Source organism: Lachnoanaerobaculum umeaense, assembly GCF_003589745.1.
Taxonomy (GTDB): domain Bacteria; phylum Bacillota; class Clostridia; order Lachnospirales; family Lachnospiraceae; genus Lachnoanaerobaculum; species Lachnoanaerobaculum umeaense.
Genome location: NZ_CP032364.1, coordinates 105,964 through 120,114, shown reverse-complemented (window position 1 = coordinate 120,114; position 14,151 = coordinate 105,964). Strand labels below are relative to the sequence as shown.

4 protein-coding genes are annotated in these 14,151 nt (G+C 38.6%); all 4 read right to left on the bottom strand.

Translation table 11 applies throughout. The features are described from left to right. Positions 1 to 194: 194 nt before the first annotated feature. The 4 genes from D4A81_RS00460 to D4A81_RS00445 all read right to left on the bottom strand — a co-directional run bounded on the left by D4A81_RS00460 (position 195) and on the right by D4A81_RS00445 (position 13,966). Positions 195 to 9,506 carry a MucBP domain-containing protein gene (locus tag D4A81_RS00460; RefSeq protein ID WP_162902535.1) on the bottom strand — a complete coding sequence of 3,104 codons (9,312 nt, stop codon included), beginning with the start codon at positions 9,504 to 9,506 and terminating at the stop codon, positions 195 to 197. Between the two features lie 417 nt (positions 9,507 to 9,923). Then, positions 9,924 to 11,048 carry a class I SAM-dependent methyltransferase gene (locus tag D4A81_RS00455; RefSeq protein WP_111526042.1) on the bottom strand — a complete coding sequence of 375 codons (1,125 nt, stop codon included), beginning with the start codon at positions 11,046 to 11,048 and terminating at the stop codon, positions 9,924 to 9,926. A 23-nt stretch (positions 11,049 to 11,071) separates the two neighbouring features. Continuing rightward, on the bottom strand, positions 11,072 to 12,022 hold the full coding sequence (locus D4A81_RS00450) for an NAD-dependent epimerase/dehydratase family protein (protein ID WP_111526041.1): 951 nt from the start codon (positions 12,020 to 12,022) through the stop codon (positions 11,072 to 11,074). 9 nt (positions 12,023 to 12,031) lie between these two features. Then, positions 12,032 to 13,966, bottom strand: a complete 1,935-nt coding sequence (locus D4A81_RS00445) for a thiamine pyrophosphate-binding protein (RefSeq protein WP_111526040.1) — start codon at positions 13,964 to 13,966, stop codon at positions 12,032 to 12,034. Between the last annotated feature and the right edge of the window lie 185 nt (positions 13,967 to 14,151).

Below are 14,151 nucleotides of genomic sequence, written 5' to 3'. Positions count from 1 at the left end.
TCTGCAATATTTTCAAATCATACTTTTCTCCTCCTTAACACTCTTACTCTGCATATACTTATAACATAACTTGCAAAATAATGAAATGTATTTTTAAATTTTTATTAAAAAATAAAATCTATTCTGTAGTTTTATGAACACTAAATATATTTATGTTCAAAAAAGCTCCCAACCTAAGTCGGGAGCCGAAAAAATTATCTATCTTCTTTTTTCTTGAGTGCAAGTGCCATTACAGCTGTCAGTGATGTTATAAGAGCAAATATATATCCTCTCATATCTTTTGTATCCTCTGTCTTTGGAACCGATAATCCGATTCTTGTTGCTGATGTTGCTGATGTCGTTTGCTTTGTTTCTTTTTGATAATCTGACTTTTGTGGCTCTCTTGATGGTGTTGCATTATCTATCAAGATTAATTCCTTGTCACTCTTTGATTGTCCGTCAGTAACTGTATTTACCTTTTCAGTTCTTAGCGTACTACTTCCTCCTGCACCTGTGCTTCCTCCTCTGCTTACATTTGATGATGTTGCTATTGATGGAGTTGCAGTCGGTCTGATTACCAAATCCTGATATCTATCACCCGGACGATTTATCTGGCTTGGGGTAGCTATCCTTGAAGGGATACTTCCTTCCGGTGTTACCGGAGTCACTCCTCCCGGTGTTACTGGACTTATAGGAGTTATGCTTCCCGGTGTTACCGGAGTAACCGGTATTACAGGTTGTGGTATTATTACTTGTCCAGGATTCTTCTTATAAATATAAGTTACTTCTATTCTTCCCGGGCTAAATACTCCTGTCTCTGATCCCCTTACTAACAGTAAAGTATATCCTGCTATCTCCTTTGATGCTGTTTCATATGGTAGGCCTAGGCTTCTACTTCCATCAAGTATTTCATCACTCTCTATTGGTAGTCCTGCTGTATCTACATAATGGGCTATTACATCTCCGGCATCCTTTCTGCGATATACATATGTCACACTCTGGCTTCCACTTGTAAATACTCCATTTGCATTACTTGGCACACTTATTAGATCGTAGTTTTCAAATACTTTTGAACTTGATGTATAGCTCTCTCCCAGCTTCTCACTTCCATCCAGTACCTCCGGTGTTTCCAGTGGTACATTTCCATTCTCATCTATATGCTCGATTACAACATCTCCCGCATCCTCACGCTTATAGATATAATTTACTGTTATTGGTGGTACTGTAAATACTCCATTTGCATTTGGCGGTACTATTATCAGTCTATAGTTTGGTATGGTCTTTGGTGTTGTTGTATATGGCAAACCTACATTATCACTTCCTGTTATTGTATCAGGTGTCTCAATCCTGTTTCCATGATTGTCCAGATAATTTACTACTACTCCACCTGACTGCTTTCTCTTATAGAGATAGGTTACACTTTGGCTTCCGCTTACATATGTTCCTGTTGCATTTCCAGGTATAGTATCTATCTCATAGTCTGAGTAAGTCTCAGGGGTTGTTGTATATGGAAGTCCCAGCTTTCTGCTTCCGTCAAGTACTGTAGGTGTGCTTAAGTCGCTATTATCATATACGGACTTGTGGTATACCGTTACATCTCCGGCATCTGCTCTTCTATATACATAGGTTACTGTCTGTGGACCAGGTATAAATGTTCCATTTGCATTTGCAGGTATGCTCACTAATGTGAAGTTTGGTATTGTCTTTGATGTAGTTGTATATGGAAGACCTAGCTTTCCTGTTCCGCTTTGGGTCTCAGGTATATCTATCTCATTTCCATCCTCATCTACATAAATACTTGTTACATCTCCCGCAGGCATTCTTCTATATTCATAGATTACTGTCTGTGGTGTATTGGTATATGTACCGTTCTTATTTACAGGTTGTGCTACCAACTCGTAGTTAGGGATATTCTTTTCTGTTGTTGTATATGGTAGTCCCAGTTTTCCTGCTCCTCCCATTACATCATCTGTATCCAGTGGTGTTCCACTTCCCTGTTCTACATATTTTACAGTTACACTCTGAGCATCATTTCTTACATACTCATAGGTTACTACTGTTGTTCCACTACTTGGATAGGTTCCTGTATGGTCTGTTGGTGTCGCATTTACTACTGTAAAGTTTGCTACTGTTGCAGGACTTGTATTATATGTAAGTCCTGACTTTCCTGCACCACTTAGATTCTCATCCGGTGATACTGATGTTGTAGTTCCGGCTTCGTAATGATGTACCAATACATTTCCGGCATCATTTCTTCTATAGAAGTATGTTACTTCCTGATTACCGCTTGTATATGTTCCATTCTTATTACTTGGCTGGGCTACCAATGTAAAGTTTGGAATACTGTGCTCTGTAGTAGTATATGGAAGACCTAGTTTTCCACTTCCGTTTAATGTTGTATCCGGTACAAGTGGAGTTGTTGTTCCATCCTCGTAATGATGTACTATTACATTTCCTGCATTGTTTCTTACATACTCATAGGTTACTACTGTTGTTCCACTATTTGGATAGATTCCTGTGTGGTTTGTAGGGGTTGTGCTTACTACTGTGTAGTTTGCTACATTTGCCGGACTTGTAGTATATGTTAGTCCTGACTTGCCTACTCCACTTAAGGTCTCATCTGCTGATACTGCATTTGTTGTTCCCTGCTCTACGTGATGTACCAATACATTTCCGGCATCATTTCTTCTATAAAAATAGGTTACTTCCTGATTACCGCTTGTATATGTTCCATTCTTATTTGACGGCTGAGCTACTAGCGTAAAGTTTGGTATGTTATGCTCTGTAGTAGTATATGGTAGACCAAGCTTTCCACTTCCATTTAGTGTAGTATCAGGTACAAGTGGAGTTGTTGTTCCATCCTCGTAATGATGTACTATTACATTTCCTCCATCGTTTCTCTTGTACTCATATGTTACTACTGTTGTTCCGGTATTTGGATATGTTCCTGTGTGGTTAGTAGGTGTTGTATTTACTACTGTGTAGTTTGCTACAGTTGCAGGGCTTGTTGTGTATGTAAGTCCTGACTTTCCTACTCCGCTTAAGTTCTCATCAGGTGATACTGATGTTGTAGTTCCCGCTTCGTAGTGATGTACCAATACATTTCCCACATCTTTTCTTCTGTACTTATAGATTACTGTCTGTGGTGCATTTCCATGTGTAAGGGTTGTTGCTCCATTTGTTCCAGGTGTTGTCGCACTTGGAGCTCCGCTTACATCCACACTTACATACTCAAAGTTTGCTATATTTGCTTCCTTGTTTGTAAGGTTTTCATTTGTTCCAAGCTTTCCACTTCCTGAGATGACCTCTGCACTTGGGCCGGCCGCTCCTGCAGGTGTGTAAAGCTCTGTTGTTGTTCCGTCCTCGTAGTGATGTATTGTTATATTTGAAGCATCTTTTCTCTTGTAGTAATAGTTTACTACCTGATTACCTGTCTGATATGTAACTGTAGTATCTCCGCTTGCTGTCGGGGTATTTGCTCCGCCTGCTCCGGTTACATCTACACTTACATACTCGTAGTTTGAGATAGCTGCTTCTTTATTTGTGAGGTTTTCACTTAATCCAAGCTTTCCTGTTCCGTCGAAAGTCTGTGCACTTGGTGCTGCCGCTCCTGACGGTTTGTAAAGCTGATTTGTTGTTCCTGCCTCAAAGTGATTTACTGTGATATTTCCTGAGTTCTTGCGTCTATAAATATAGGTTACAGTTATATCATTTCCTGCATTTGGGTAGTTTCCACTATGGTTTGCAGGTGTTGCACTTACAAGCTCATAGTTTGCGAAAGTATCAGGTGTTGTTGTATATGGTAAACCAAGCTTTCCTGCTCCGTTCATTGTAACAGGACTCTTAAGTGGAGTGTTTGTTCCCTGCTCTACAAAGTTTACTATAACATTTCCTGCATCTTTTCTCTTGTACTTATAGATTACTGTCTGTGCATTGTTTCCATGTGTAAGGGTTGTTGCTCCTGTGCTGCTTGGGCTTGTTGCACTTGGTGCTCCGCTTACATCAATTCCTACATATTCAAAGTTTGCTATATCAGCCGCTCTGTTATTTAGGTTTTCATTTGTTCCAAGCTTTCCTGCTCCTGAGATTGTCTCCGCACTTGGTGCAGCCGCTCCTGCAGGTGTGTAAAGCTCTGTTGTTGTTCCGTCCTCGTAGTGATGTACTGTTATGTTTGCTGCATTCTTTCTTCTGTATCTATAGGTTACTGTCTGAGTTCCTGCTCTGTATGTAACTCCTGTAGCTCCTGTAGCTGTCGGGGTACTTGCTCCCGGTGCTGCAGTTACTTCCACGTTTACAAACTCATAGTTAGCTATATCTGCTTCCTTGTTTGTAAGGTTTTCAACAAGTCCAAGCTTTCCGCTTCCGTCAAAGGTCTGTGCACTTGGTGATGCTGCTCCTGCTGGTGTATAAAGCTGTGTACTTCCGCCAACCTCGTAGTGGTTAACTACGATATTTCCAGCATTCTTTCTTCTGTACTTATAGATTACTGTCTGCGGTGCATTTCCATGTGTAAGAGTTGTTGCTCCTGTTGCACTTGGGGTTGTTGCACTTGCAGCACTGCTTACATCCACTCCTACAAACTCATAATTAGCTATATCTGCCGATCTGTTTGTAAGGTTCTCTGTAAGTCCTAACTTTCCACTTCCGTTTATTGTCTCAGGTCCCGGTGTCAATGCTCCTGCCGGTGTGTAAAGTTCTGTGGTTGTTCCGTCAATGTAGTGATGTACTGTGATATTTGCCGCATCTTTACGCTTATATCTGTATGTCACTACCTGATTTCCTGTCTGGTATGTTACGCCTGTATCACCGCTTGCATTCGGTGTGCTTGCTCCGCTTGCTCCGGTTATATCTACGCTTACATACTCAAAGTTGGCTATATCTGCCGCCTTATTTGTGAGATTTTCAGAAAGTCCAAGCTTTCCGCTTCCGTTAAAGTTCTCTGCTGAAGCGCTTGCTGAACCTGCCGGTGTGTAAAGCTGTGTACTTCCGCCTACCTCGTAGTGGTTTACTGTTATATTTCCGGCATTCTTTCTTCTGTAAACATAAGTTACTGTGATATCACTTCCTGCCGGTGGATAATTTCCTGTATGATTTGTAGGTGTTGCACTTACAAGCTCATAGTTTGCGAAAGTATCAGGTGTTGTTGTATAAGCTAGACCAAGCTTGCCTGCTCCGCTCTTTGTCTCCGGACTCTTAAGTGGAGTGTTTGTTCCCTGTTCTACAAAGTTTACTATAACATTTCCTGCATCATTTCTCTTGTAGTAATAAGTTACTGTCTGTGTTCCCGGTTGGTATGTACCGTTTTGGTTTGTCGGCACTGTTACTACCGTAAAGTTTGGAATTGTCTGTGTTGTTGTATTATATGGCAATCCAAGCTTGTTTGTTCCGTTTAATGTTACATCAGGTACAAGCTGTGTTGTTGTTCCCTGCTCATAGTGATGTACTATAACATCTCCCGCATTTTTTCTCTTATAGTAATAAGTTACTGTCTGTGGTGTGTTTCCGTGAGTAAGTGTTGTTGCACCTGTCGATGTCGGTGTTGTTGCACTTGATGCTCCGGTAACATCTGTACTTACATATTCAAAGTTTGCGATGTCTGATGCTTTGTTTGTAAGATTTTGTGTAGTTCCAAGCTTTCCTGCTCCCGAGATTGTCTCTGCACTTGGTGCTGCCGCTCCCGCAGGTGTATAAAGCTGGGTACTTCCTCCCACTTCATAGTGGTTGACTGTTATATTTGCAGCATCTTTTCTCTTGTATCTGTAGGTTACTGTCTGTGGTGCTGTTTGATATGTAACTGTTGTATCACCTGTAGCTGTTGGCGATGTCGCTGACGGTGCTCCGGTTACTTCTGTGCTTACATACTCGAAGTTTGCGATGTCTGCTTCTTTGTTTGTAAGATTCTCTGTTAATCCAAGTTTTTCTGTACCTACATAAGTTTCCGCACTTGGTGCTGTCGCTCCCGTAGGGGTATATAACTGTGTACTTCCACCTACTTCAAAGTGGTTTACTGTTATATTTCCTGCAGTCTTTCTCTTGTATTTTAATACTACGACATTCTGTCCCGGATTTAATGTTCCTGTAAGCGGTCTGCCGTTTGTAAGATCCGGCTCCGCATACTCATAATTAGCCACACCTGTAAGTGTTGTAGGCGGTGTCACCGTATATGGATCTCTAAAGCCGTGAACACTGTCCGTATCGGCCACATTTCCGCTTCCGTCATCAAGCGGTATCGGATTGCCTGCCATATCTACATATTTTACTTTTAATGTAGAATTACTTGCCACAAGCGCAGCGTTTGCTGTTTTCTTATCATCACTTGGTGTAAGTGTTACGCTTGTATCAAATACAGGATTGCTTCCCTGAGTTCCGTCAGCAAAGTCATTTCCTATTATTAGTGATGTAGATGTAACACGGTTTGTACTTATTGTATCTCCTACTCCCGGTGTTATCACTACTTTGTATGTTCCTGCTCTTGAAATGTTGTCAAATGCGTAGTCTCCGTTTGCATTGGCTGTGGTAGTCATCGGATTACCTGATTCATCAAGTACCGGATTACCGCTTGCATCATAAAGACTTACCGTTCTGCCTGCTGCAGGTACGTCATCATCAGTTGTAAGATATGTACCGTTTCCGCTTCCACCTGCAGGTGGAACATCATAGTAGATCTTACCGCTGATCTTATATTTCTTTGGTATTACAACATTGCTGAGTGCCTCAAATGCACCTGTATAGCTGTCTCCGGCAAATCCCGCAAAGGTATTTACCGCTTTGTTTGTGGTATCAAGCGGAGTGGTATCAGGCATCTTTGCTCTGAATGTAATATCATCTGATGATCCACTTGCCAGTGTATATCCAGGCTTCATCTTTATTCTGAACATAGTAACAGCTGACCAGTCTGATACTGATGAAGTCCATGTAGCTCCTGCATAGTTTGCAGCTATATTTCCTTCTGTAACAGGGGTTGTACTGTATTCATATGTATAGTTTGGATTAGGATCAAGTGGACCTGTAAGTCCAAGTCTGTATGTTGAACCTCTGTTAGCATAGTTACCCTGCTGATCAGGTGCAATTGCCTTATCACCCACATGTGGCAGGATATCAAAGAATGTAAATCCGCTAACTCCTGTTATAGAGTTATTAAAGATATTAAGCTTATAGTCTACTATCTGCTCACTGTCAGGTGTTGTAAGCGATGAAAATTGAGCAACATCTGAATCTGCTCTCTTTGATCTCTTTGTAAGGATCAACTCTAAAGGCGGTGAGTAAAGATATGTAGCCTTCTTACTACTAAACTTCTCTGTGGTGTTTCCGTCATTATCAAGGTCAAGTACATCTTCGTACTTACCGAGTACTTCATTAGAAGTAGCCTCTTCATTATTATCCCAAGACAAATAGGTGTCGATACTATTCTGACCGCCTGCCATATTTCTTGTAGTCTTAAATCTGGTACTGAAGTATACATTATTATATCTGTCATTTCCCTCAGGAATATTTATATCCGGAAGATCCCATATATAAGCTGTCTTTCCTGTGTTCTTAAAGTTATATTCCACTCTGTAGTTACTCATAACAGCAGGTGTAAGTTCAGGAGTATAGCCTGTACTGGTCTGAATGCTCTTAAACTCAAGTGCAGGATCTGCAAGTACGAAGAACTTCGGATTTTTTATTTTTCTACCACCTGGTGGTAAGTAGTAATGGAATCTTACATTGTCAGTCATACCGAACTCTTCGTTCAGATACTTTGTTCCAAGATTCTGATTCTGTGTATCATGCTCATACTCTGCCGCAAAAGCCTTTGTCCAGGTAACATAATCACTACCACCGGCTGTCCATGTTCTTCCGGCACCATTATCTCCGGTTACTGTTACACTATTTCTTGTCTGAACATTACTGTTTGCATTGTTTGGCTTTGATGCCAACAGAGCTTTTGTAGTATTATACGCATTTTCTTCAAAACGGAATCTATATCTTATATCCACTACTCTTGAGGTAGGAGCCTGAATCTCTATAGGATTTGTAAACTTAAGCTCTATCTTCTTATAGAATTTAGGAGTCGGAAGTCTAACCTCATCAGAATTACTTGTAATTTGAATATTTGTAGCAATTACTTCCTCACTTCCATCATCCTTTGTACCTATAAGTTGATTGTTTGAAAGAGCTGCAAGCTGTGTATTATCAAGTGCAGGTATGGTCTGTATAGTTCCTGTTGCATCTACAACCTTACCTGTAGGATTAAGTGTTCTTATCTGATATCCCACAAGTTCCATATCTGTAACCGGTGTATCAACTACAGAGCTTACTCTTGTATGATATGTCCCCATAGTAGGGTATTCTTCAGGATTACCTACATACCAGTTCCAGCTAAAACCCATGTTATAAACATGCTCTGTCTTGTCTCTGTCTGTAAAAGTAAATCTCCACGGACTGGCATTTTTATTTGTATAAATACCTCTATCAGCTGCCGGAACTCTCGGAAAGGACCAATATCTTGCAGAACTCTTTGACTTCTCAAGTGATGCTGTATCCAGTGAACCGTCATCATTTATATACTGCCAAGTAATAGGAAATTCCACTGTCACAGGAGATGCCTGTGTACCTACCGTCTGATTATTATATCTGATATTGAAACCATCATTAGTGTAGTTTAAGTTACTTTGGAATTCCACATCCTTAGTTATAGTATGATTTGCAGCATTATATGTCCAACTACTGTTTCTTGTCTCTGTAGTATCAAAGTTTTCATTTGCAGGTAGCTGTACAGTAATTCTTGTCTTTCTTCTGTCACCACCTACAATCTTTGTCTCTGTACCATGATATGTACCTGCTGCCGGCCAATTTGTTCTTCTTGTATTAAACTGAATAAAGGTAGACAAATCATTTGCCAGAGTTGTACTGTTTTGTAAACTGCTTGTACCCTCTGCATAGTAATAATCTCTTCTGATATTATTGTTTTCATCTGTATATCCTACCGGATATGTCTTTGCAGAAAAGGTATTGTTGGTACTCTCAAGCAAAGTATCATTTGCATCATATACCTGATAAGGAATTACATAGGTCTCATCATTTGCCAATGAACGATCTTTTATTGTTCCCTTAAAAGGTACTGTCTGAGTAGTACCGCCTCCAAGACTTATAAATTTAAGTTTAACTTTGTGAAACTCGCTATCTGAGCTGTCAATACTTAAAAAGTTGCTTGCAGGTCTGTTTATCCATGTAGAAATATTACTTGAGCTTATACTTGGAAATACTTTCTTTGGAATATAAAGCACTCCATATGCTCCCGGAATACTCCTTGTAATAGATGATATCGTAATATTTGCATAGAACGAAACTTCCTCTCCTACATAGAAGTCACTGTTTCCCCTACTGTTTACCACATTTCTATCATATGTGACTTCCGCCAAAATATCAGGATCATTCACTATACCCGGTGGTCCTGCATAGGCTGTGAAGAATTCACTCATTGATAAGAATACCATCACAAATGATAAAAGAGCGGCTAATACGCGTTTCTTTAGTTGTACCATTGAGCCTCCTTTTTTATGTTTTTTGTAAAATATTAAATTGGGAGTCATCATCTTGATCACTCCTTTTATCATGCAATATTTAATACTTTACCGTTTTAGTGTACATTTCATATCTCCCTCCCTTTCACTCTATAGTGGCAAATAATATCATGTGATTTGTGTTTTGTAAAATCATTTTTATCGACAATTAATTTTGCATTGTTGATTTTTATCCAAAAATACTATAAAATGATACTATTGCTAATTTTACCGGATAAAAATATCATAAATACACAAAAATTTCAGTAACAATAGTATCTTATTTTCAAAAAAACAGATAAAATAATTTAAATATATAGTTTAATAAATTTAAAAATAGCCAAGAAAATTTATCTTGGCTATTTATTCATAACATAAAACAAAAGATGATTGTTTTCACTATATCTTCAGCAATCGATCAGTCATCAAAGTATATATGTCTACACCCTCATCAAAGCTTGTCCTTATAATATTCGCTATTTCATTCGTATATCCCGGTGCCACTATTATAATTGCTTCAAGCTTTCTTTGTCTTGCCTTATCCGGTGAAATAATTGGAATATGTGAGGCAGGAGCAAATTTCCCCTGCTTAAAAGGTGCAGAATCTATTATACAATCCACATAGTCTGCAATACCTGTGGTGGCACAAAGGGTAAATCCTTGATGTGATGCTCCCCAGATAGCTATCTTGCCCACTTTAGCATAGTTCTTTACAGTTTCCACTACCTCTGTTGCAATATCTTTCTTCTTTGAAATAATACCGCGAATATCTGGAAGTTTTCTTTTCTTTACTATCATTGATATGGTATCTCTGTTTACCATCTCTTTTTCAAGTACTTCAAATCCGCATATATTCAAAAGATGTGTAAGACTCTCAAAACTGTAATAAGCTATATGATCCGGAATTATCTCATAGAAACTGTTTTGCTCTATGATATATTCAAAACTTGGCACTGTGATAAGTCCATAGCCCTCATCACATAGATTATTATATATTGCTTTTAAATATGTTCTCGGATGCGGCTGATGTTCCAAAAAATTAAAAGACATAAAAGCATCAAAAGGTCCGTTCTTAAATATATGATCTTCACTCTCAGGAAAATCCTCATCAACTCTAAGTCCTGCTTCTTTTGCAATCTCTACAAGATCTTTTTTATGCTCTGTACCATATCCCTCTACCGGAAAGCCTGAAAGCATCCCAAGAAATTCTCCTCTGCCACAGCCTACTTCTATTATCTTTTTTCCCTCCAATGATGCAAACTCTATAAAATGTCTATATTGGCTCTTTCTAAGTTCTTCCATTGTAGTTGAATAACCACCTGCCCTTATAACATCTCTATAATAATAAACTGCATCATTTTTTAACTGCACAAGATTGCAATCCTCACAGACGCATAGCGATACTTCTATACCACAGTCTTTTTCAAGCTCTTCTTTTGTCGGAATATCTTGTGCACTTGCCGGCATATTTTCTATTTTCATAAGTTCATGTAATGAACCGTTACAACTAATACATTTTTTCAAAAATATTCTCCTATGTATATTCTTTAAGCCTTGATATCACACATTTCTATGATACCGCCTTCAAAGCCGTAAACTTCCTTAAAACCTATTTCCTTTAATTTACTAATATCCGGATTTAAAAAAGGTGTACCCTCACTTGCAGCTTCTCTTTTTTCCACTATGATACTACTTTTACTTTTCAGTATATCTTTCATATTATTTACATAATCCATCAAAACCCTGTTGTTTTCACTGGCTATATTGAATACATATTTAGATTCTAAATCTTTTTTTGACAATAGGTATACAGCCTGGCAAAGGTCTTTAATATATATATAGTTCCAAGCCTGCTTACACTCACCTATATACACATCTTTATTTTTCATGAAATTATTTATACATGAGGATATAAGAGAAGTCTCATGGTCTCCTTTTCCAAACACCGAAAAAATTCGCATATGTACATATTCTATACCAAGTTTATCTCCAAGAGTCTTTAACTCCCTCTTAAGTTCAAGCTTAGCCTTACCATATTCAGACTTTGGAAAAGTAGGAGAATCCTCATACTGCATATCTATATCTTTGATATCAAAGTTTTCTCCATATCTTTTTTGTATATCCTCCAATGTCTGACCATACTCTGCCTGGGAACCGGCAAAGAGCATCCTTTTTGCATTCTTCTCCTTACACAATTTCATCAGTATCTTTGCGGCCTCTATATTTTCCGATTGAATAGCTCTATCCATTCTTCCTGCCTTGCCTATACCGCCCCAAGCTAGATGTATACATATATCAAAGTCTTCTTCTAATCCTTCAATATCCATCATATCCAAAACTATAGTTTTAAAGTTTGGTTTTTCTTCATACTTTGAAAGCCTTTCTCTACCTCTGGCATTCTCTCTCACCAAGGCAAGTACATCATCACCTCTATCAAGAAAATATTCCACCAAATGACTGCCCAAAAAAGAAGCAGCCCCTGTAATAAGTATTCTCATAAATTTCCTTTAATCCGGCATTCTTGGTATTATCATATTTTCTTCCATCTCCTCATCTGATAAAAATGGTACCAAGTCCTCAAGTGGTGGGCTTACCATTCTTCCATCCGGTAATTGCTTACCTGATGATTTCGGCTCAAAGTTTTGTTCCTTGGTTACGAATGCCTCACAGATAACTGGTCCTGCCATCTCAAATGTCTTAGCTACAGCCTCTGAAAGCTCAGAGTTTGTCTTTGCACTGATATAGTGAATGCCATAAGCTTCTGATATTCTACCCATATCAGGGAAAGAAAGATCTCCACTGTCAGGACCTATTCCAACCATCGGTTCATCACTAAAGAATTTAGACTGTGTCTGCCTGATACTGTGATAGCCTTCATTATTTATCAGAAATATTTTGATGTTCATCTTATGATGCAGTATTGTCTGTAACTCCTGTAAGTTCATCTGTATACTGCCATCACCGGTAATCAATATCAGTTCCTTATCATATCTCTTTTCATCAAGATTAGCCAGATATGCACCTATTGCAGCCGGTAAATCATAGCCCATAGAAGCAACTGCTGAATTTGATATAAATCTCTGTCCCTTCTTGATTATATACGAATGTCCACCTACTACACAGGCTGAACCATTTCCCACTACTGTTATCTGATCTTGTTTTGCTCTGTTTCCTATCTCATTGATAAAAGCATATACATTTGCTTTTTTGCTATCATCATTTTCAAGAAATTCCTCTTTGCACACAGGATATCTCTTTAACCAGTACTTAACTGTTTCATTCCAACTCATTTCACGCAAGCCTTTACCGCCTTCAAATACCGGAGTCTTTTGCTTCTTCAATGCATCAATCAACTGCTGCATAAATATCTTGCAATCTGCATGCACAGGTATATCGACATGCAGAGTAGGTTTCTTTAACTCCTCAATATCAATATCATTGATTATAGTAAAGGCTTCTCTAGCCCATCCCTTGTGATTAAATCCTACCTGTCTAAGACTGAGTCTTGAACCCACTGACAATACAAGATCTGAGTTTTGAACTGCGAAGTTTCCCGGTCTGTCACCAAAATTTCCCGGTCTTCCGGCATATAAAGGATGCTCAACCTCCAAGCAATCCTCTGAATTCCAGCCAACGACTACCGGTATGTTTAACAAATCAATAAGCTCTAAAAACTCTTTATGTGCATTTCCTATTCTTATGCCGTTGCCTGCATTAAATACCGGTCTTTTTGCATTTCTAATTTTATCTATTATTTCTTCCAATACTTCATCTGATACCGGTTTAGCTTCATCATCCAAATCAAGCTTTGTATAATTATCTATATCTTTCTTATATGGTGACGGTTTTTCCCAGCCATCACCTCCTAATTCATAGTTTGCAATATCAAAACCTATAAGCTCGTCTTCTTCTATAAAACTTGCCTGTACGTCCAATGGTATATCAAGCCATACCGGTCCCGGCCTGCCATGTGTTGCAAGATATGCACATTTTTCAACCAAATACTTGATCCTCATAGGCTCTATAACCATCTCACTATACTTGCACATACAGTCTATAGACTGACATATATCAAACTCTTGATCTCCCATAGCTCTGATACCAACTCTTGAAGATCTGGCTGTCCAATCATATCTTACCTGACCCGAAAGCACAAACATCGGTATTGAATCAAGCCATGCTCCAAGTACTCCTGTAATAGCATTTGTACCTCCCGGGCCTGTTGTAACACATAATACTGCCATCTGATTGTTAATTCTGGCATAAGCTTCTGCCGCCATAGCACAGGCCTGCTCATGATGATTATATGTAATAGTTAATCCATCTTCATGTCCCAAAGCATTATTTAAATGCATAGCACCACCACCTGTAACACTGAAACCATGACAAATTCCAAGTTCTACAAGTCTTTTCGCAATATATTTGCTCAATTTGATTTTCATATTTATCTCCCTAAATTTTTTAAGTACATATATGTTTATTTTATAAAGTCAGTACTCACGACCAAAATGTTTTATAATCTATGTCAAATATCAAAACACATTATAAAACTTCAATACTATAGATTATACCATAAGATTTATAAGTATTATAGCATTTCATATTGTATCTTAGATGTCATATTTTA